The organism is Proteus sp. PR00224 (assembly GCF_016238105.1).
In the GTDB taxonomy this organism is placed as follows: Bacteria; Pseudomonadota; Gammaproteobacteria; order Enterobacterales; family Enterobacteriaceae; genus Proteus.
In genome coordinates this window covers 234852-256771 of the sequence record NZ_JAEHQU010000005.1, presented here as the reverse complement: position 1 = coordinate 256771, position 21920 = coordinate 234852, and the positions used below count along the sequence as shown (strand labels likewise).

The 21920-nt window shown below is 40.1% G+C and carries 20 protein-coding genes; 17 read left to right on the top strand and 3 right to left on the bottom strand.

The window, feature by feature from the left end; genetic code table 11:
- Positions 1 to 46: 46 nt before the first annotated feature.
- The 5 genes from groL (at position 47) to JEP71_RS11250 (ending at position 5997) form a co-directional block, all read left to right on the top strand.
- The gene (groL, locus tag JEP71_RS11270; RefSeq protein WP_198621032.1) at positions 47 to 1693 is read left to right on the top strand and encodes a chaperonin GroEL; all 1647 of its coding nucleotides are present in this window, start codon (positions 47 to 49) and stop codon (positions 1691 to 1693) included.
- A gap of 336 nt (positions 1694 to 2029) precedes the next feature.
- Complete coding sequence (gene abiEi / locus JEP71_RS11265) at positions 2030 to 2563, top strand: type IV toxin-antitoxin system AbiEi family antitoxin (RefSeq protein ID WP_198626241.1); 534 nt, start codon at positions 2030 to 2032, stop codon at positions 2561 to 2563.
- On the top strand, positions 2556 to 3485 hold the full coding sequence (locus JEP71_RS11260; protein WP_198621034.1) for a nucleotidyl transferase AbiEii/AbiGii toxin family protein: 930 nt from the start codon (positions 2556 to 2558) through the stop codon (positions 3483 to 3485). The genes abiEi and JEP71_RS11260 overlap by 8 nt, the downstream gene beginning before the upstream one ends.
- A 210-nt stretch (positions 3486 to 3695) precedes the next feature.
- Entirely contained in the window at positions 3696 to 5327 is a 1632-nt protein-coding gene (locus JEP71_RS11255; protein ID WP_109374264.1) for a Na+/H+ antiporter, read from the top strand.
- 325 nt (positions 5328 to 5652) lie between these two features.
- Positions 5653 to 5997, top strand: coding sequence for a DUF4156 domain-containing protein (locus tag JEP71_RS11250; RefSeq protein WP_023582946.1), 345 nt, complete (start codon positions 5653 to 5655; stop codon positions 5995 to 5997).
- A gap of 106 nt (positions 5998 to 6103) precedes the next feature.
- On the opposite strand, the gene epmB is transcribed toward JEP71_RS11250, so the two are convergent.
- Positions 6104 to 7132 (bottom strand): EF-P beta-lysylation protein EpmB, encoded by a 1029-nt coding sequence (gene epmB, locus JEP71_RS11245; RefSeq protein WP_198626240.1) that lies wholly within the window; start codon positions 7130 to 7132, stop codon positions 6104 to 6106.
- A 44-nt stretch (positions 7133 to 7176) separates the two neighbouring features.
- On the opposite strand from epmB, the gene efp reads away from it, so the two are divergent.
- The 12 genes from efp (at position 7177) to hycI (ending at position 19973) form a co-directional block, all read left to right on the top strand.
- A complete protein-coding gene (gene efp, locus JEP71_RS11240; protein ID WP_088494539.1) occupies positions 7177 to 7743 on the top strand; it encodes an elongation factor P in 567 nt (188 codons plus the stop codon).
- Positions 7744 to 8698: 955 nt separating this feature from the next.
- The gene (locus JEP71_RS11235) at positions 8699 to 9319 is read left to right on the top strand and encodes a 4Fe-4S dicluster domain-containing protein (protein ID WP_198626239.1); all 621 of its coding nucleotides are present in this window, start codon (positions 8699 to 8701) and stop codon (positions 9317 to 9319) included.
- Position 9320: 1 nt separating this feature from the next.
- Entirely contained in the window at positions 9321 to 11336 is a 2016-nt protein-coding gene (gene hyfB / locus JEP71_RS11230; RefSeq protein ID WP_198621037.1) for a hydrogenase 4 subunit B, read from the top strand.
- A 12-nt stretch (positions 11337 to 11348) separates the two neighbouring features.
- Positions 11349 to 12299, top strand: coding sequence for a respiratory chain complex I subunit 1 family protein (locus JEP71_RS11225; protein ID WP_006536164.1), 951 nt, complete (start codon positions 11349 to 11351; stop codon positions 12297 to 12299).
- Positions 12300 to 12305: 6 nt separating this feature from the next.
- Positions 12306 to 13757: a hydrogenase 4 subunit D gene (locus tag JEP71_RS11220; RefSeq protein ID WP_109374268.1), complete on the top strand. Its 1452-nt coding sequence runs from the start codon at positions 12306 to 12308 to the stop codon at positions 13755 to 13757.
- A gap of 12 nt (positions 13758 to 13769) precedes the next feature.
- On the top strand, positions 13770 to 14420 hold the full coding sequence (gene hyfE, locus JEP71_RS11215; protein WP_109374269.1) for a hydrogenase 4 membrane subunit: 651 nt from the start codon (positions 13770 to 13772) through the stop codon (positions 14418 to 14420).
- 4 nt (positions 14421 to 14424) lie between these two features.
- Positions 14425 to 15993 carry a hydrogenase 4 subunit F gene (locus tag JEP71_RS11210; protein ID WP_198621038.1) on the top strand — a complete coding sequence of 523 codons (1569 nt, stop codon included), beginning with the start codon at positions 14425 to 14427 and terminating at the stop codon, positions 15991 to 15993.
- Position 15994: 1 nt separating this feature from the next.
- Positions 15995 to 17728, top strand: coding sequence for a hydrogenase large subunit (locus JEP71_RS11205; protein ID WP_198626238.1), 1734 nt, complete (start codon positions 15995 to 15997; stop codon positions 17726 to 17728).
- Positions 17729 to 17739: 11 nt separating this feature from the next.
- The gene (gene hyfH, locus JEP71_RS11200) at positions 17740 to 18294 is read left to right on the top strand and encodes a hydrogenase 4 subunit H (RefSeq protein WP_151436131.1); all 555 of its coding nucleotides are present in this window, start codon (positions 17740 to 17742) and stop codon (positions 18292 to 18294) included.
- Positions 18291 to 19073, top strand: coding sequence for an NADH-quinone oxidoreductase subunit B family protein (locus JEP71_RS11195; protein ID WP_072064386.1), 783 nt, complete (start codon positions 18291 to 18293; stop codon positions 19071 to 19073). The genes hyfH and JEP71_RS11195 overlap by 4 nt, the downstream gene beginning before the upstream one ends.
- On the top strand, positions 19066 to 19476 hold the full coding sequence (locus JEP71_RS11190) for a formate hydrogenlyase maturation HycH family protein (protein WP_198621039.1): 411 nt from the start codon (positions 19066 to 19068) through the stop codon (positions 19474 to 19476). The genes JEP71_RS11195 and JEP71_RS11190 overlap by 8 nt, the downstream gene beginning before the upstream one ends.
- On the top strand, positions 19473 to 19973 hold the full coding sequence (gene hycI, locus JEP71_RS11185; RefSeq protein WP_198621040.1) for a hydrogenase maturation peptidase HycI: 501 nt from the start codon (positions 19473 to 19475) through the stop codon (positions 19971 to 19973). Before JEP71_RS11190 ends, hycI begins: the two co-directional genes overlap by 4 nt.
- Before the next feature lie 128 nt (positions 19974 to 20101).
- Here the strand turns inward: hycI and JEP71_RS11180 are convergent, their stop codons facing one another.
- The gene (locus JEP71_RS11180; RefSeq protein WP_196532870.1) at positions 20102 to 20479 is read right to left on the bottom strand and encodes a helix-turn-helix transcriptional regulator; all 378 of its coding nucleotides are present in this window, start codon (positions 20477 to 20479) and stop codon (positions 20102 to 20104) included.
- A complete protein-coding gene (locus tag JEP71_RS11175) occupies positions 20476 to 21849 on the bottom strand; it encodes a type II toxin-antitoxin system HipA family toxin (protein ID WP_198626237.1) in 1374 nt (457 codons plus the stop codon). Before JEP71_RS11175 ends, JEP71_RS11180 begins: the two co-directional genes overlap by 4 nt.
- Positions 21850 to 21920 lie beyond the last annotated feature (71 nt).

Here is a 21920-nt window from a genome sequence, read left to right as displayed (position 1 = left end):
TCTTTTAAGATCTTCTTAAACTGAACGAATTCAAAGGAAATATACGATGGCAGCTAAAGACGTCAAATTCGGTGTAGATGCTCGTAATAAAATGTTACGTGGTGTTAATGTTCTTGCAGATGCAGTTAAAGTAACTTTAGGTCCTAAAGGTCGTAATGTTGTTTTAGATAAATCTTTCGGCGCACCTGTTATTACTAAAGATGGTGTATCTGTTGCTCGCGAAATTGAACTCGAAGATAAATTCGAGAACATGGGCGCACAGATGGTGAAAGAAGTTGCTTCTAAAGCCAATGATGCGGCAGGTGATGGTACTACAACTGCAACAGTATTAGCACAATCAATCATTGCCGAAGGCTTAAAAGCAGTTGCCGCTGGCATGAACCCTATGGATCTGAAACGCGGTATCGACAAAGCTGTTCTTGCAGCAGTCGAAGAACTGAAAAAACTGTCTGTTCCATGTTCAGATACTAAGGCGATTGCTCAAGTTGGTACAATTTCTGCTAACTCTGATGAAACCGTTGGTACTCTGATCGCGCAAGCGATGGATAAAGTGGGTAAAGAAGGTGTTATCACCGTTGAAGAAGGTACTGGCTTAGAAGATGAGCTAGACGTTGTTGAAGGTATGCAGTTTGACCGTGGTTATCTGTCTCCTTACTTCATCAACAAACCTGAAACGGGTACAGCAGAATTAGAAAACCCATTCATTCTGTTAGTTGATAAAAAAGTTTCTAACATCCGTGAATTACTGCCTGTCTTAGAAGGTGTTGCTAAAGCTAACAAACCTCTGCTTATCATTGCAGAAGACGTTGAAGGTGAAGCACTGGCAACATTAGTTGTGAACAACATGCGTGGTATCGTTAAAGTTGCTGCTGTTAAAGCACCTGGCTTTGGTGATCGTCGTAAAGCAATGTTGCAAGATATCGCAACATTAACTAACGGTGCTGTGATTTCTGAAGAAATCGGCATGGAGTTAGAAAAAGCAACATTAGAAGACTTAGGTCAAGCAAAACGTGTTGTTATCAACAAAGATACAACCACTATTATTGATGGTTTAGGTGATCAAGACGCTATCAGCGGTCGTGTATCTCAAATCCGTCAACAAATCGAAGATGCAACTTCAGATTATGACCGTGAAAAATTACAAGAACGCGTTGCTAAATTAGCTGGCGGTGTTGCAGTAATTAAAGTAGGTGCAGCAACTGAAGTTGAAATGAAAGAAAAACGAGCTCGTGTTGACGATGCTCTGCATGCAACTCGTGCAGCTGTTGAAGAAGGCGTTGTTGCGGGTGGTGGTACTGCGCTGGTTCGTGTTGCTAACGCTCTGCGTGATATGGTTGGTGATAACGAAGAACAAACAGTGGGTATCCGCGTTGCATTACGTGCAATGGAATCTCCAATGCGTCAAATCGTTGCTAACGCAGGTGAAGAGCCATCTGTTGTTGTAAACAACGTGAAAGCGGGTGAAGGTAACTACGGTTATAACGCGGCAACTGATGTTTACGGCGATATGATTGATATGGGTATCTTAGATCCAACTAAAGTTACTCGTTCTGCACTGCAATTTGCAGCATCTATCGCAGGTCTGATGATCACAACAGAAGCAATGATCACAGATTCACCTAAAGATGACAAAATGGATTTAGGTGGTGCTGGCGGTATGGGCGGCATGGGTGGAATGGGCGGCATGATGTAATTCATCAGCTTACCGTTTTACAGAGAAAACCCGAGCTTAGGCTCGGGTTTTTTTATGTCTAAATACGATCGAGATTTGAAAATCACTATTGTAAATTAATACTTAGTGGGTAAAGAATTTCGAAAACTTTCAAAAAAATATTTGATATTTTCTCGTCAAATCCGATATTGGGCACGAATTGTCACTTCTGGAGTTTGGATCAGATCCTGTATATCTTATTATTAGTATACATAATATCCCCTTTTTTGGGGTTTATTTGTTAACATAATTCGCATATCATACCTTTAGTACACAAAATCACCCCTTATAAAGGGTGGTTTCGTTTGAGGTAACACTATGGATTTAATAACCGCTGTTAATACTTTTGAAAAATTCGCTAATCAAGGCAGAAATATTTTTCTCACCAGAGATTTAGAAAAACTCTTTCCTGATGAGTCCCAAAAGACACTGCAAAAATCAGTCGATCGATTGGTCTCTGCTAATGTGTTGAAGCGAGCGTCAAAAGGTGTATACATCTATTCGCATGGCTCGTTAGGACCTTATCCTTTGGAGCGCTTAGCCGAAAATATTAGACGAGGCCATTACAACTATGTCAGCCTTGAATCAGCTTTGTCTCAGTATGGTGTTATTTCACAGATTCCCATCGATAGATTAACCATTATGTCAACGGGGCGTTCAGGTGAGTTTAAAACCCCTTGGGGAGTTATTGAAATTACTCATACGAAAAAGAAACCGTTTGAAATCATCAATACAACCATAAAAGGAAGAGGGCCGATGAGGATCGCGACGAAGGAAACGGCTGTTAAAGACTTGATACGGGTTGGTAGAAACACACACCTCATTCAACCAGAGGAACTTTATAATGACTGACCTCGTTGATTTTAACAAATTGGTTGATGATATTGTCATGCAAAAAGGCTATGTCTCCAATAGACCTGTCGTAGAAAAGGAATTGTTTTACTATGACATTATTTTTGCTTTATCTTCGGCAGGTCTTTTAAAGAGTCTTACATTTCAAGGTGGTACATCACTCAGGCTTTGCTATAACTCAAACAGGTTTAGTGAAGATCTGGATTTTGCTGGTGGTCGTGACTTTTGTTCAGAGCAGATGCTTGAAATTAAAGGCTGCATTGAAAAGTATGTTGGTGAACGTTATGGATTAGAGGTCGTTGTTAAAGAACCTAAAGAATTGAGAAAGGAGCCGGAATACGCTGATGTTAAAGTTGATAAATGGCAAATTTCAGTGACGACCAATCAGGGTAAAAATGATTTGCCGAAACAGAAAATCAAAATAGAAATAGCCAATATCCCAGCGTACACACAAAGTATAAAAACACTTGTTTCAAACTATGAGCAGCTCCCAAGTGGATACTCTGATCTCATTATTCGCGTGGAAGAACTCACAGAAATTATGGCTGATAAATTGGTATCTTTCCCAGCAACGACAAGTCATATTCGATATCGAGATATGTGGGATTTGGTATGGTTACATCAGCAAGGTGCAAAACCTGACGCTGAATTGGTCATGAAAAAGATTGCTGATTATAAACTGAATGATGAATTTGAAGGGGTGTTACAGGAAAGGATTGGCTCTTTACCCATACTGGTGAAAAGTGCCAGATTTGAAGGTGAAATGAAACGCTTTTTACCCGTATCCGTAGTAGAGAGAACCATCAATCAGCCGGATTTTCTGATATTTCTACAATCAACCCTTCACGAATTGCTGATTACTATCCAAACAGATATCTATGGTAGCAAAGATCCGAAATCAGAGAAAAAATTTGAAATGTAGATAACAATTTAAGCCCAGATCTAGATAATGAAGTGACCCTAATGACTAAGGTCACTTCGTAGACTCGGGTCTTTTTATGCCGTTTTATTTCAGAATTATCAGATAATTCATTTTATATATAATTAGAAACAACTTATTTCTTTACAATTAGGCAACAGATCGTTTTTACTGCACCGCTTAAAAAATATTAAATAAATTGGGGTGCTCACCATGTCTGTCGTCGCAATTGTACTTATCTTTCTTTTTGCCGTGATTGTGAGTGTGTTTATCTCACGATTACTGTCAGAAAAAATTCCTTTGCCATTAATCCAAATTGCGGTTGGCGCATGTTTGTCGATCTTTGGCTTTGAAGTGGCGTTTGATCCACATCTTTTCTTGTTCCTCTTTATTCCTCCATTGCTGTTTTTAGATGGTTGGCGTATTCCCAAAGAGGCGTTGTTCCAAGAGATTAAACCGATTATGTCGTTAGCGATCGGTTTAGTTGTTGTTACCGTAATTGGGATGGGCTTTTTTATTCATTGGCTTATTCCTTCTATTTCGCTTGCGATTGCTTTTGCATTAGCCGCGATTTTATCGCCAACCGATCCTGTTTCTGTGTCTGCAATGACAGTCAATTCGCCACTTCCTTCACGTATGACACATATTTTAGAAGGCGAGTCGTTGCTTAATGACGCTACAGGCTTAGTCTGTTTTAGCTTTGCGGTCGCAGCAGCATTAACAGGTTCTTTTTCTATTGCTTCAGCAACGGGGCAATTTTTATTAGTTGCTTTAGGTGGTGCTGCGATTGGTTTGATTGTGGCTGGCGTGATTGGGCGATTAAATCAGTTTTTGGTTAAACGTACTGGTGAAGATCCAGCTATCCAAATCTTGATCAGCTTATTGATGCCGTTTATTGCTTATTTATTAGCGGAGCATTTCCATGTATCTGGGATCTTAGCAGCGGTTGTTGCTGGTATTGCAATGCACTACGAAAAAATCGTGGGTCGTATGCAAGCAGCGACACGTATGCAAAGTAAAGCGGTTTGGGATACGGTTCAGGTTGCACTTAATGGCATGATTTTTATTCTATTAGGCGAACAACTTCCTGCAATGTGGAAAATTTTACCTGAAGTGACGCAATCGGCGGGTGCAACTAATCCTTGGGCAGTTGTAGGTTATATTATCGTTATTACAATCGGACTTGCTGTACTGCGTTTTTCGTGGGTATGGGTATCGATGTCGCTGACGGTATTCCGTTCTCCTAATAAACGTTTATCTCGTCATGATCTGCGCTTAATGGCGATTATGGCAACAGCGGGTGTTAGAGGTGCGATTACACTAGCAGGTATCTTAACCCTTCCTTTATTAATGACAGATGGTTCACCTTTCCCAACACGAGATCTCGCCATCTTTATTTCCATGGGCGTTATTCTCTGTTCATTATTGATAGCCACAATTGCATTGCCGATTTTAACTAAAGGGCTATCAGAAGATTTACCTTATGAAAATGATGAAATTCGTACGCGTTTGGCGTTAAACGAAGCGGCGATTGCGCATATTAATGAGCTAATGAACCAACCTTGTGAAGATCTTGATGAGATGTCACTACGCAATGAGGCAGGTTCACATTTATTAGAAATTTATAGCCGTCGTCTTGATAGTGAAGACAGTGTGCAAGAAGGGGCGCTTGATCTGAAACGCTTGTTTAGCATGGAGCGTCAGTTGTCTCGTAGTGCATTAAAAATAGAGCGCGATACATTACAGCAGTTACGTAAATCACGTCATATTAGCGAACATATTTTTCATCGTTTACGCCATGAATTAGATTTAAAAGAAGAAGCGTTGAATCATCATTTGAGTTAATTTGTTCAATATTATCTTCAGATAGCGGTTTGCTGTCTGAAGACTTTTAAAAAAATGAACTAATTGTGTGTTCATTCTCGCACTGTGTAGGCTGAAAATAGGTCAGATCGTTTTAAAAGCATAAAAGCGGTGTAGAATAGGGGCATTATTGCTTTGTCTATCTCAAAGCCGAATTTGTACGTTAAAATAAGTTTGAAGCGAAAATAATATCTTAAGGCTATTGGCTAATGTGAGATAGTGATGATGATTTATTTTTGCGCATAAGAGAGATGACAAGGTATATTGTTGTCATTACTAAACGGACACTCAAATAAATGAGGGGATCATGCGAATTAAATTGTTATTGGGAGCTGCTGCTGCGTTGTTACTAGCAGGCTGTTCTGCAACAAACACATTAAGCACTGCGGGCTCACAGGTACAAATCACTGATACGCAACCAGGCAGTGAATGCCAATTATTAGGAACAGTGACTGGTGTTCAAAATAACTGGTTATCAGGTTCCCGTACTGAAAGCCAATCACTGCGAGGTGCTGCTAACGATCTACGTAATAAAGCAGCCGCAATGGGTGGTAACGTTATTTTTAACGTTGGTACTGGCGCAGGTAGCTTTGTTGATAGCTTTGCACCATTAGATAGCAAAATGAGTGGACAAGTTTACAAATGCCAATAAGGGCATTTTATTTATTCACTATTTATTAGTCTGCTAATAGATAAAAAGCTGTAGTCACTTCATCTATTTGAATTGAGCTACAGCTTTTTTGTTTTTGTGATATGGATTATTGCTGGCGTAATCCAAGATCTAACAACGTTTTACTAGGTTCACCACCAATTTCACGCGTGAGTTTAGGTACCATATAACCTGAAACTAAGCTCATTAGTGCTTTCATGATCTCTCTTGCTTCACTGTCTGGCACCATAAAGTGAGCAGCACCTTGCACTTTATCTAGAACATGTAAGTAATATGGCATAACGCCGGCATCAAATAGTGTGCGACTTAAATCCGCAAGGACTTCAGCACTGTCATTGATACCTCGTAATAACACACCTTGATTCAATAAAGTGACGTTGGCATTTTTTAGCTTTGAACAAGCTTCTCTCAATGCGTCATCAATCTCATTGGCGTGATTGATGTGCAATACCATGATATTTTGCAAACGTGATTGTTGCAGGCGTTTGCATAGCGTATCCGTAATACGTGCAGGGATAACCACAGGTAAGCGAGAGTGGATACGTAAGCGCTTAAGATGAGGAATAGCCTCTAATTGTGTTATCAACCAATCAAGCTCATCATCTTTCGCCATAAGGGGATCTCCCCCTGAGAAGATGATTTCATCGAGTTTTGAGTTATTTTTGATATACTCAATTGCTTTTTGCCAATTCGCTTTGTTTCCTTTGTTATCTTCGTAAGGAAAATGACGACGAAAACAGTAGCGGCAATTGACAGCGCAACCACCTTTGACCAGAAGCAATGCACGATTCTGATATTTATGTAATAAACCTGGCACCGCATTTTGTTGCTCATCTAACGGATCCGTAGAAAATCCTGGTGTTATGGTAAATTCAGCATTTGCAGTTAATACTTGTAAAAGTAATGGATCGTTAGGATCGCCTTTTTTCATGCGTGCAACGAATTCACGGGGAACCCGTAGCGGAAAAAGCCGTCGCGCCTGAGCCCCTTTTTGGAGATCAGCGTGATGTTCCAACGCTAAAAGTTGGAGTAATTCAACAGGATCACTGATTGCCTGCGCGAGTTGTGTTAACCAGACTTCTCTGGTGGGGTGATTATGAGTTACAATGTGTGCCATTTTTTGGCTATGCCATTTTAAATTAAAAAAGTTAGAGGATATTCATGGCTTCTTATAATACCAACGATTTTCGTTCAGGTCTTAAAATCATGTTAGATGGCGAGCCAGCCGTCATTACTGAATGTGAATTTGTTAAACCAGGTAAAGGTCAGGCATTTGCTCGTGTGCGTCTGCGTAAACTGATTTCTAACAAATTACTGGAAAAAACATTTAAATCTACTGATTCAGCAGATGGTGCTGATGTCATGGATATCAACTTAACTTACCTGTACAACGACGGTGAGTTCTGGCATTTCATGAACAACGAAACCTTCGAACAATTAGCAGCAGACGAGAAAGCTGTTGGCGAAAATGCTAAATGGCTGATTGACCAAGCTGAGTGTATCGTAACACTGTGGGATGGTCGTCCTATCGCTGTTGTTCCACCAAACTTTGTTGAATTAGAAATCGTTGATACTGATCCAGGCCTGAAAGGTGACACCGCAGGTACAGGTGGTAAACCAGCAACATTAAGCACTGGTGCGGTTGTTAAAGTTCCACTGTTTGTACAAATCGGTGAAGTTATCAAAGTTGATACTCGTTCAGGTGAATACGTATCGCGCGTAAAATAATCGCATAGATTATTTTACTGAGCGAAACGATAAGCACAATAAATAATTACCGCAGATAATGTTAAATATCTGCGGTATTTTTTTATTTTAATTTATAAATATTGATTGATAGGTAGTATTTTCTTTCTAAAAATTTGAGTGATTTGTATTACTGCATTATTTAATTTTATGTGTTATTATTTTGTTTCTAACTTATTTACCCCTTCATTATTCCTGATGCCAAAATAGAATGTGATATTCAATATTGGAATTGGTAAAAAATAACCATTTTTTTAAAATAAGTATGTAGGTTGTTTTGGTAAAGACAATCCACAGCAATATTTATTTAAGTTATTTTGACTTTCCTTTAAGAGATATTGAAGAGTATAGATAAAAACATTAATCCTGTAATATTATTGATCTTTATTTTATATTTTAGTTGTACTAGGGAAACCCTTTCAATATAGACATTTACTTTGATATATCTCTTTTATTTTTTTCTTCTTTTCTTTTATCCTGTGATTAATATTAACTAAATTAGGTTTTTTAAATAAAATCTCATTTCTTTTCATCTCTCTTTTATTATTAATTTTCTATCCCAAAATAACGATAATTGAATCATTAACTAGATTATTATTTAGTTTAAAATAATCATTTTCGGTTAATACTTTTAACTCTGAAATAAAATAATTGCTAACACTAAATAAAAACTCTATCAAATATTATGGTATTTGAGTAATAACGCCAATTAAGCAGAAAAAATCGATTTTTATCTGTCTCATTTCATTTCTTACACTCTAGTTAAGTGTCAACGTCATTATTGTCGATACGTCATTCTTAGTTCCTTCTTGTGTTTCTATCTTAATGATTTTTATCATAAATAAATTAAATCCTCTCTTGGCATGAAATATGCTTTATCTAAAGAAAAATTGACGACAGTAATGCTGTTAAACGTTTTTCTCGGAGGATGTGGCGAATGAATCGCTTTGTAATTGCAGAGCCACAACGATGCATAGGGTGTAATACCTGTATGGCAGCTTGCTCAGAAGTTCACCAAGCTGTGGGTTTACAGGCGCATCCGCGTCTTACAGTGGTAAAAGTGGAGGATCAGACAGCACCGATGCTTTGTCGGCACTGTGAGGATGCTCCTTGTGCTCGCGTGTGCCCAGTCAATGCCATCACTCATGAAGATAATATGATCTTTCTTAATGAGAGCCTGTGTATTGGCTGTAAGTTGTGTGGTCTAGTTTGTCCTTTTGGTGCAATTATACCATCAGGTAGTAAACCCGTTAACTTACCGGCTGTTTTTGAACACTTTGTGCCTGAAGAAATGTTGGCAGATGTGCCAGCAAGTCTTCCAACAACCAACCCATTCCTTGCATGGAATGCAGGTATCCGCGCAATCGCAGTGAAATGTGATTTATGTGCTTTCTCTGATGAAGGCCCTGCTTGTGTCAACGTATGTCCAACCGATGCATTGCATTTAGTTGAAGAAGACAAACTTGAAGAGCAGATGAAAACGCGTCGCTTAGGCTCTGTGATGGAACCCATTACGAATCTTGACGATTTATCTACTTTGACACAGGAGCGGAAGTAATATGGAACCTCTTCAGTTACTGCTGTGGTCAGTCATCCTGTATGTTGTTGGTGGCGTTATTGCACTGTTTTTAAAAAAACAGGAAGGGTTGGCAATCCTTATTTCAGGGATCAGCGCAATCATTGGTGGTGTCTTAGGTATTTTAAGTGCATTACCGGTTATTTTTGGTGGTGAAATCGCTACTTTTACCGCCGCAGGGCCTTTCGATTTTGCCGCCTTTGTGGTGCGCATGGATATGTTAGGCGCCTTTATGGTGTTCGTCATTTCATTACTGGTCAGCGTGTGTGCGCTTTATTCTCTTGCTTATGTGCAAGAATATAAAGGACGCGGCGCTTGGAGCATGGGATTCTTTATGAATCTGTTTATTGCTTCTATGGTTGGCTTAGTGGTGATGGATAATGCGTTCTACTTTATTATCCTGTTCGAAATGATGTCACTGGCTTCTTGGTTCTTAGTTATTGCTGACCAAGATGACGAATCTATTCACGCAGGTTTACTCTACTTCTTTATTGCTCACGCAGGCTCCGTGTTAATCATGATTGCCTTCTTCTTGATGTGGCGTGAAAGTGGTAGCCTTGATTTTGATTCATTCCGTCAACTCTCACTTTCTCCTGCGATGGCCTCTGTGGTTTTTTTACTGGGCTTCTTTGGTTTTGGTGCCAAAGCCGGTATGTTGCCATTACACAGTTGGTTACCAAAAGCTCACCCCGCAGCACCTTCACATGCATCGGCATTAATGTCAGGTGTAATGGTTAAAATTGGTATCTTCGGGATAATTAAAGTCGGTATCGATTTGTTGGGTGCTACTGAAATGTGGTGGGGAATTGTCGTCCTCGCATTCGGTGCGGTTTCTTCTGTATTGGGTGTTATGTACGCATTAGCAGAGCACGATTTAAAACGTTTACTTGCATGGCATACCGTTGAAAATATCGGCATCATTTTAATGGGTGTTGGTGTCGGTATGGTAGGAATGGCAACAGATCATCCTGTTATTGCCGCACTTGGCCTGTTAGGTGCTTTATATCACTTATTAAACCATGCGGTGTTTAAAGGATTATTATTCCTCGGAGCTGGCGCCATTATTAATCAAATTCACACTCGTGATATGGACAAAATGGGTGGGTTAGCCAAACTGATGCCTTACACTGCAACGGCATTCTTAATTGGTTGTATGGCGATTTCAGCGTTACCACCATTAAACGGTTTTGTTAGTGAATGGTATACCTATCAGTCTCTATTTACGATGAGTTACGAAGGTAACTTTGTGATGCGCTTAAGTGGTCCTATTGCCATTATTATGCTGGCAATTACAGGGGCATTAGCGGCAATGTGTTTCGTTAAAGTCTATGGTGTTAGCTTCTGTGGCGGTCCTCGTAGTGAGCAAGCAACAAAAGCAAAAGAAGTACCACTACCAATGACGATTGCGATGGGTTTATTAGCACTTTTCTGTGTTGTGTTAGGTGTGGGAGCTGCTTTTGTTGCACCAATCATTGCCAATATTGCAATGTCTCTTAGCGAAACCAGCGCATTAACTGTGGCTCAAGGCTCAATGCTTGTTCCTGATACTGCATCACAAGCAATGTTCTCTCCAGCATTAACATTTGTTTTATTAATTGCTCTACCGCTTATCCCATTCCTGATTTACCTCGGCCTAAAAGGCAATCAACCTGCGTTTCGTCGTAAAGGTAATCCTTGGGCGTGTGGTTATGTGTGGGAAAAAGATATGGCAGTGTCAGCAGGTGGCTTTACTCAAGCATTACGCAGCATGTTTGCACCACTTTATCGTATGCGTAAACAACTTGATCCATCTCCATTGCTATCTCGTGGTTTTAATAAAACACAGCTCGGTGCTGAAAAGGTCGAACCATTCTGGGATGAACGCATTATTTATCCTCTGGTTCGTGGTATCCAACGTTTTGCAAAACGTATCCAATGCCTACAAGGCGGGGATTTCAGACTCTATTGTCTATACGTTGTTGCAGCGCTGGTCATCTTGCTTTTAGTCATCGCAGCGTAAGGAGAGGGACTTATGACTTTCCAAGAAGCACCTACGTTAATGATGGGTATATTCGCACTAATACAAGCACTCTTTTTATTGGCGATAACCCCATTATGTACAGGTATTTCGCGCACAATTCGCGCCAAGATGCATTCGCGTCAAGGCCCTGGGATTTTGCAAGATTATCGAGATATCTTTAAGTTATTTAAACGTCAATCAGTAGCACCTGAGCAATCTGGCGTGATCTTCCAAGTGATGCCTTATGTACTACTTGGCAGCATGCTGGTGGTTGCAATGGCACTGCCTGTCTTTACCGCAACGTCACTGTTTGCGGGTGCAGCCGATCTTATCGCACTGATTTATCTGTTTGCACTTTATCGTTTCTTCTTCTCTTTATCGGGTCTGGATTCAGGAAGCCCATTTGCTGGTATTGGTGCTAGCCGTGAATTAACTCTGGGTGTGTTAGTAGAGCCTATCTTAGTGTTATCACTGATTGTGGTGGCTTTAATTGTGGGTTCAACCAACGTCGGCACTATTAGTGCAACACTTGCTCAAGGGTGGGTATCACCAACTGCCACACTGTTAGCCTTATTAGCTTGTGCTTTTGCTGCATTTATCGAAATGGGAAAAATGCCATTCGACGTTGCAGAAGCTGAGCAAGAGTTACAAGAAGGACCATTAACTGAATATTCAGGCTCTGGTTTTGCCATGGTGAAACTGGGTCTTGGGTTAAAACAAGTGGTAGTGGCTGAACTGTTCTTAGCCATATTTATTCCTTTTGGTAAAGCAACAGAATTCACCTTTATTGCACTGATCATTGCGTTAGTTTTAATGGCAGTAAAATTGTTAGTGGTGTTTGTATTAGCGTCATTGGTTGAAAACAGTTTAGCGCGTGGTCGCTTCTTACTGACTCACCATGTGACATGGTTAGGATTCGGTGTTGCGGCACTGGCTCTTGTTTTCTATTTAACCGGTCTATAAGGAGCGATGATTACAATGGAAAATATAGCTCTTGCGACCTTACTCATCCCATTTGCGGGGGCGTTGATTACGTCCTTAATGCCAAATCGGATGGCGAAGTGGTTATGTACACTGTTCGCTTTATTAGCCACATTAGGAACGGTTGTTTTAGGTTGGCAGTTCCTCGCTGAAGGTAAAGTCGATACCACAATTACGCTAGTACAATATGGCGATGTTGCGCTCTTTGGTTTTACCATTGATCGTGTCAGTACATTGATTGCTTTCGCTGTTGTGTTCTTAGGATTGTTGGTGAGTTTTTACTCCACTGGCTATCTAACCAATGGCAACCGCGAGCATCCACATGATGGTACTCGTCGCTATTATGCCTTCTTGTTGATTTTTATTGGTGCAATGGCGGGGTTAGTCCTTTCATCGACTATTCTGGGGCAACTCCTGTTTTTCGAAATCACCGGGGGATGTTCTTGGGGATTAATCGGTTACTACCAATCTGAAAAATCGCTCCGTTCAGCAATGAAAGCGTTGTTGATCACTCACGTTGCTTCAATCGGTCTTTATCTCGCTGCTGCAACTCTGTTTGTGAGTACGGGGACATTTGAATTAACCGCAATTGCAACCTTAGATGAGCCAACCAAACTGATTGTATTTGGTGGAATTCTCTTTGCTGCTTGGGGTAAATCAGCGCAATTACCACTGCAAGCTTGGTTACCTGATGCGATGGAAGCACCAACTCCTGTGAGTGCTTACTTACACGCCGCGTCAATGGTAAAAGTCGGTGTTTACATCTTTGCTCGTGCGATTATGTCAGCAGATGGTGATGTTCCTCACCTTATTGGTTGGGTGGGTATTACCATGGCGGTTATCACGTTGATTTATGGCTTTATGATGTATCTGCCACAAAAAGATATGAAACGCTTGTTAGCATGGTCAACTATCACTCAGCTCTCTTATATCTTCCTTGCATTATCTATTTCAATCTTTGGACCGCGCGAAGCGTTTGAAGGTGGTATTGCTTATATCTTTAACCATGCCTTCGCTAAAAGTTTGTTCTTTTTAGTTGCTGGTGCATTGAGTTATAGCTGTGGTACTCGTATGTTGCCGCGCTTAAAAGGGTTAATTAATAAATATCCATTATTGGGTGTGGGTTTCTGTGTTGCCGCGCTGGCAATCGCAGGTGTTCCACCAATGAATGGCTTCTTTAGTAAATTCCCAATTTTTGCCGCAGGTTTTGAACTGTCGAGTGTTTTCTGGGTGATGACACCAATTATGGTGCTAGTACTGATTGAATCTGTTGCTAGCTTCACTTGGTTTATCTACTGGTTTGGTCGTGTCGTTCCTGGCAAACCAAGTACAGAAGTTGAGGAAGGACAGCCTGTTCCTATGGCAATGCAAATTGTAATTGGAATACTGATTATTATGTCCTTTGCATCCAGTGTTATCGCAGTCACTTGGCTAGGATAAGGGAGATAAATCATGACTGGAGCACTTATCGTAAACAATCTGGCGGGGTTAATGATGATCACCTCGCTACTGGTAATTGGCGCGAAAAAGCCAATTGCATCCTGTTGGTTCTATGCATTGCAATCTTTCGTTTTAGTGATGATTTTCGTCACTTTAGCCAATACATTAGATGCACACCAACTCACACTTTGGGCCATTACCGCTTTCTTCACTAAAGTTCTGCTTGTACCACTTATTCTAGGATTTGCATTCCGTAAGTTATCCGATCCTAGTGCGAATGCTGGCGTTATCAGCCCAGCAATATTAATGCTGCTAGCCGCAGTGATTGTGGTCTTAAGCTGGTTCGTCGTTGAGCCAATTCAAATACCAATGGTCGTTGATTTGAAACCTGCACTCGCAGTTTCTCTGGGACATTTTATGTTGGGTCTGCTGTGTATCGTGACTCAGCGAAATATCCTAAAACAAGCTTTTGGTTATTGTTTAATGGAAAACGGCTCTCACTTAACACTGGCATTATTGGCGTGGAGAGCACCAGAACTGGTCGAAATCGGGATCGCCACTGACGCCATCTTCGCTGTGATTGTGATGGCAGTGTTGGCTCGTAAGATTTACCGCACGCTCAACACACTGAACGTGGATCAACTGACCGCGCTGAAGGGGTGAGGAGATGAACCAAACAACCATGTTAACGATTTTAATGTTTTCACCGTTGGTATTTTCAATACTGGCGTTTCTAAGTCCGTTATTAAAAGCCGGTGCGCGCCCTATTGTGACGGGTATTCATGCTATTGGTATCACCGTATTGTTAATCGCTGCATTAGGGACTGTGGCAGATGTCATGTCTCATGGCGAAATATTGGCTGCTGCTAATTGGGTTCATGTGGATAGCCTCGGCGCATTATTTCTCGCCATCTTAGGTATTATCGGCTTTTTAACGGGGCTTTATTCTATTGGCTATATGAATCATGAAGTGGATGAGGGCGAAATCTCAGTACGCACTTTGTGTAATTACTATGGTTTCTTCCACCTCTTTTTGTTCACCATGTTATTGGCAATCACCAGTAATAACTTGATCTTAATGTGGGCGGCAATTGAAGCAACAACCTTAAGCTCTGCATTCTTAGTCGGAATTTATGGTCAACGTTCTTCTTTGGAAGCTGCGTGGAAGTACATCATCATTTGTAGTGTGGGTGTGGCGTTTGGTCTTTTCGGGACTATTTTGGTTTATGCCAATGCCGCAAGCTTTATGCCTGATCCAGATCAGGCTATCTTCTGGACTGAAGTGTTGAAATATACAGACCAGTTAGATCCAACATTGATGCATTTAGCTTTTGTCTTTATTTTAATCGGTTTCGGTACCAAAACGGGTTTATTCCCAATGCACGCATGGTTACCAGATGCACACAGTGAAGCACCAAGCCCTGTCAGTGCGCTGTTATCAGCAGTTTTACTGAATTGTGCGCTGTTAATTATCATTCGTTACTACATCATTATTGATGCGGCAATTGGTACTGAATTCACACGTAACTTATTGTTAATCTTTGGTTTCCTCTCTGTTGCTATCGCGGCGTTCTTTATTCTTATTCAGCGTGATATGAAACGTCTTTTAGCGTATTCCAGTGTGGAAAACATGGGATTAATTGCCGTCGCATTAGGGATTGGCGGACCAATTGGTATTTTGGCTGCTTTATTCCACACCTTAAACCACAGCTTAGCGAAAGCACTGTTGTTCTGTGGTTCAGGTAACGTGTTATTGAAATATGGTACTCGTGATTTAAATGTCGTGAAAGGCATGTTTAAAGTGATGCCATTAAGTGCAGCCCTTTTTGCTGGTGGTGCTTTAGCGCTAGGTGGTATGCCGCCTTTCAATGTCTTTATTAGTGAATTTATGATTGTTGTGGCAGGTTTAGCTTCTCAGCACATTGGCTTAACTATCCTATTATTATTGTTATTGACCGTAGTATTAGGTGGTCTAGTTCGTATGGTGGCTAAAACTGTCTTTGGTCCAAAACCTGATGTTGTTGCTAAAGGTGAACTGGGAATTTTAACCACATTACCAATGGTCATTCTGATTGCACTTATGCTGTTAATGGGAACTCACATTCCTAAGCCTGTCAGCGAGCTGTTAGAAAATGCCGCTAATATCGTGATGAATATTGATAAAAGTGAGTCACCTACTTATGCATGGCCAACGGCTTTAATCAGCAATCCATCCACATCGGTTCAGGAGATGTAACGTGAGCTACCAAAATTATGTCAGTAGAAAAGAGGGAAAAGAACTAGGCGGAGATTACGTTGCCAAGGTTCGTGAGAAATTCCCATCAGCCGTTCTTGATGAAGAGCGACAAACCGCTGATCAATTGACGATAACAGTAAAAACGGAATCACTCCCTGAAGTGGTGGAATATCTGTATTACGGCTTAGGCGGTTGGTTACCTGTTTTATTCGGTAATGACGAACGTAGTTTAAACGGGGACTATGCTGTTTATTACGCATTATCAATGGAAGAGGGTGAAAAATGCTGGGTTGTTGTAAAAGCCCATGTTAGCCCAATCACTTTAGAGTTTCCGTCAGTGACACCGCGTGTACCAGCCGCAGTGTGGGGTGAACGTGAAATTCGTGATATGTATGGTCTTATCCCTGTTGGTTTACCTGATGAACGTCGTTTAGTGCTTCCAGATGACTGGCCTGAAGAGATGTATCCACTGCGTAAAGATGCGATGGATTATCGCCAACGTCCAGCACCCTCAACTGAAGTTGAAACTTATCCCTTCTTGAACGAAGGTAAGCAAGATGCACGCGTTGTGCCAATTGGTCCAATGCACATTACTTCGGATGAACCAGGACACTTCCGCTTATTTGTAGACGGTGAAAACATTGTCGATGCCGATTACCGCATGTTCTATGTTCATCGTGGTATGGAAAAACTGGCAGAAACCCGTATGGGTTATAACGAAGTGACATTCTTATCAGACCGCGTGTGTGGTATCTGTGGTTTTACTCACAGTGTGGCGTATGTGACTTCTGTTGAAAATGCGTTAGGCATTGAAGTACCACGTCGTGCGCATACTATTCGTTCTATCTTATTAGAAGTTGAACGTCTTCATAGCCATTTATTAAACATTGGTTTAGCTAGTCACTTTACAGGCTTTGATACTGGCTTTATGCAATTTTTCCGTATTCGTGAAAAATCAATGCAGATTGCAGAGATGCTCACTGGTGCGCGTAAAACTTATGGCTTGAACTTAATTGGGGGTATTCGTCGCGATATCTTAAAAGATCAGCGTCTGAAGACTATCCAACTTGTTAGAGAAATGCGCAAAGAAGTCACTGAATTAGTGGATATATTGCTATCAGCGCCGAATATGGAACAACGTACTGTTGGTGTTGGTATCTTAGATAAGAAAGTGGCTCGTGATTTTAGCCCAGTAGGTCCAATGATAAGAGCGAGTGGTTTTAAACGTGACGTGCGTTTTGACCACCCATTTGCAGATTATGGCAATCTTCCACTGACGCTCTTTAGTTATGAAGGTGGCGACGTATTTTCCCGTGTGATGGTACGTATTAAAGAAGTCTTGGATTCAATGGCAATGATTGAATATGCCTTAGATAACTTGCCAGAAGGTCCATTATTAACCGAAGGCTTTACTTATCAGCCATATAAATTTGCTCTGGGCTTTACTGAAGCACCACGCGGTGAAGATGTTCACTGGAGTATGTTGGGTGATAACCAAAAATTATTCCGCTGGCGTTGCCGTGCTGCAACTTATGCTAACTGGCCAGTATTACGTTATATGTTGCAAGGAAATACCGTTTCTGATGCGCCGTTAATTATCGGTAGTCTTGACCCTTGTTATTCCTGTACTGACAGGGTAACGCTCGTCGATGTGAAAAAACGTAAATCTAAAACAGTTTCTTATAAAGAAATTGAACGTTACAGCATCGAACGTAAAAATTCGTCGCTCAAGTGAGGGAATGAACGATGTTAAAATTGTTTAAAACCATAATCAAAACAGGCGAAGCAACGACCAAATATCCGTTTAAGCCTCTGGATTTACCTGATGGTTTCAGAGGAAAGCCTGAATATGATGCACAGCAATGCATTGTCTGTGGTGCCTGCACCTCAGCATGTCCTGCTAATGCGTTAACGATGGAAACGAATTTGGAAACAGGCGAGCGTCATTGGCAATTATTCATTGGCCGCTGTATTTATTGCGGTCGTTGTGAAGAAGTTTGCCCAACAAGAGCGATTGTTTTATCCGATATGTTTGAAACGGCAGTGACTAAAAAGTCAGATCTTTATATTAAAGGCACTTTTAAATTATTGAATTGCCGTGAATGCCATCAACCATTTACGCCTAGAAAATCAGTTGAATATGCGATGGAACTATTAGTGCAATCAGGCTGGGATGAGCAAACCGTAGAAGCGATGCGCCCACAATTTGAAACTTGCCCTGAATGTAAGCGTAAACATAACTTGTTATCTGATGGTCGTGAAAATATTAGTGTGGGCGAAATTGGGAGTACAATAAAATGAGTCTACCAGAAATTCCCATTAATCATCATGTTAGCCAGCCTATCACCCTTGATGATCAGGTTAAAAAGCTAAAGCAGACATTGTTGAAAGATATTCAGCGTTCAGCTTATGTTTATCGTGTTGACTGTGGTGGTTGTAATGGTTGTGAGATTGAAATTTTCTCCGCAATTACACCGGTTTTTGATGCTGAACGTTTTGGTATCAAAGTGGTAGCCTCGCCTCGTCACGCTGATATTTTATTATTCACTGGCGCAGTAACGCGCCAGATGCGTGTTCCTGCATTACGTGCTTATGAATCAGCGCCTGATCCAAAAATCTGTATCTCTTATGGCGCTTGTGGCTGTGGTGGTGGGATTTTCCACGATCTTTATTGTGTATGGGGTGGTAGTGAATCTATCGTGCCTATTGATGTGTGGATCCCAGGTTGTCCTCCAACACCTGCGGCGACGATTTATGGATTTGCTGTTGCACTGGGCTTGTTAGACCAAAAATTAAAAGGCGAATCGCACATTGAAGTAGAGAATGAAAAAGCCTCTCTAATTCTGCCTTCGATTCCTTTAGATGCTCGCGTGATGATTGAGCGTGAAGCGCGCCGTCTTGCTGGCTATTATCAGGGAAGACAAATCAGTGATCATTTCCTCACCTTATTAGAAGGCGCTACTATTCAGGAAGTCAGCGGACGTGTAGATGAATGGCTACGACAAGCGAATGATCCTCGTTTATCTGAGATTGTAAAACGCCTTGTTTATTCATTAAGCCAAGGGGGTATTTATGCCTGATGATGCTAACGTTTACTTTTGGTCATTAAGACAAAAGTTTGTTGATAGCGATGATGATATTCCTGCGGAAGCGCAACAGGTCATGTATTACTCACTCGCGATTGGTCACCATGTGGGTATGATTGATTGCTTAAAAACAGAGCTAGTCTGCCCTTTAGAAAAATATAAAGCATGGATTGACTTATTACCTGAAGGTGAAGCCAAACGCAAAATGCAAGGATTGCTAACATTTGGCGAAATCAATATTAACTCTGAGCATACTCACTTATTAGCGTTAGCATTTGATCCTATTATCAAAAATGAAGATCCCATTTTTAGTGAGTGGAGTCAAACGCTGATTAAATTACTGGGTGAGATCCACGCAGAGCCTGCTATTTATTTGATTGTGAAGAGAAAGCCATGAGTAAAGCAATGACAGCACCTAAAGTGGTATTAACAGTCGGCAACAGTATGATGGGCGATGATGGTGCAGGCCCTCTGCTTGCTGAGTTAATGGAAGCAAACCCTATTGATGGATGGATTGTTATCAACGGAGGAAGTGCGCCTGAAAATGTCTCTTATCAAGTAAGAGAGTTACAACCTCAATGTGTTGTCATTGTTGATGCCGCAGATATTGGTTTAAACCCTGGTGAGATTAGGGTGATAGATCCTGACTACATAGCGGAAATGTTTATTATGAGCACTCATAATATGCCGCTGAATTTTCTTATCGATCAATTAAAAGATGATATTCCAGATATTACTTTCTTAGGGATACAACCCGATCTCGTTGGTTTTTATTATCCAATGACCGAAGCGGTAAAAAATGCCGTTGATGAAGTGTATCAAGGGATCAAGTCTTGGAGAGTTGATTACTTTCCAGCGCTTGAAGTCTGCGATGAAGAAGATATTGAAGAATAAAAGTACAACAAGTATCCACCGATTTTTGATATAAATAAAAAAGAAAAACATCCGCTTTGCGGATGTTTTTCATTAATGAGTGATATAAGTGTCATTAGTTATAAAAAAAGTGTTTTTTGTAACTTATATTACGCATTGTTATTGCTGTGCTCTTTTAGTAATGAAAATAAGACATGAGGAGAAAAAGGGATCAGTCCAATCTTTAATCCAAATGGTTTAAATGCTTTATTAATAATGTCAGCAGAATAATTACCTTTGTCATTTTCTATTTCTGATAGTGTCTTGCGTGAAATATTAATAAGTTTTGCATAGCGTTCTTGGTTTAAACTTAATATTTTTATTCTTAATATTTTTAATGCCTCTCCTTGGCTTATTTCTCCAAATAACAACTGAGACATGATCTGATTAATCACTTCTTTTCTGTCCACGGTTGCAACAGATTGACGTGTTTTAGATACTCTAGCCGGAGATTTGCTTATTTGGATTTTATTTTTGACATTACTCATGATAGTAATCCCCAGCGTTCTAGTTTATTAGGTATAAAATCAAAACCAAATGAAGGCATTGTGAGGATTTGTATTGGCACACCTCTTACCTCTAATCTTTCTTTTAACGTAATGAGTTGTAAGGCGGTTTCTTTTAGCGCGTTAATTAACTGTTCTTGTGGTATTAAATCAGATAAAGAATTTGCGATATTAATAAAATTATACTCTCCTCCCATTTCACTTTGTGAATGCCATTTTGTTGTTCTAGCAATACCTTCAGGATCAGCCTTCATCGGTGCAAAGTCATAGATAGGGGCAAGATAGATTGAGTTATTGTTTCTTATAAAAGAAGTATTTCGACCATGGTTATCACTATTACCAAAAATGATATTCAATAAATCTCGCCTTACCCATTCAATAATAAAATCGTTTGTATCAAATTGAAAATCAAATTGGGTGACCATATTACTTTGATTAATTTTATCAATTAATTCTCTGATCACTGTTTCATGATATAGAGTTGTGCCTGGTGCTTTATTCAATATGGAATAGACAGATTCTATAGCTAAACGAATAACTTTATGATTTTCTCTTTTGATATCAAAACGAGGAAGCCATAAAGAAGGGTAATTATTTCCTTCTTCTAGACGCATACCTTCAATAGAAATAGTATTGAAACCCATTGCAGTAAGTTCATGATAAAAATGATATTCTGTTCTTAAAATATCACAATCTATACTTGAACGTTTTCCTCTCGGAAATTTAACTAAGTAATATTTATCATGGTTAGATATATCATCTTGATAAGTATCAATCCAAACTTCTTCATTATCACTGCATCTTAATAACAATTTCGGAGCTTCGCCTCCGGCACCTGTTGCACCACCAGCGGCTGCGCCTTTACGTTGTGCGTAATCTAGAAAATCGCTGGCTCTATTTTTGACATCATCAATAGTAAAAACAAGGTGTTCATTTAAGTTAGAAGGGGCTGGCAGTGATTCTTTTACACGTAAGTTACCAATAGGTGAAATAGTACCATGATAAAGTAATTCATAGTTTTGTTGTTCTACAGTCAAATTCGAAATATCAAGATATTGAACCCAATATCTCCGACTTGCTCCACTAGGTACAATATCATCTAAAAATTTAAGCCAACTTGGAGAGCCATTATCATCAAAATAAAGGGCAACAGGATGATTAATAGAAACAGAGTGGTTGTCGTCTTGATACAGGTAATCCACTGAATAATTTGTTTCATACTCTAATTCAGTGATTGGATAGGTAATATCATACTTGCTTGCATATAATGTGCGATCATGATCAGGAAAGTTAATAATAGCAATATCTCTCCATTCTTGATCAAGGAATGCTTGTAATGTTACTTTTTCCATATTGATTGCCTTATAAATACAATGAGTGATATTTCACTCATTAAAACATAAAAATGAGTTTTTTGTAACTT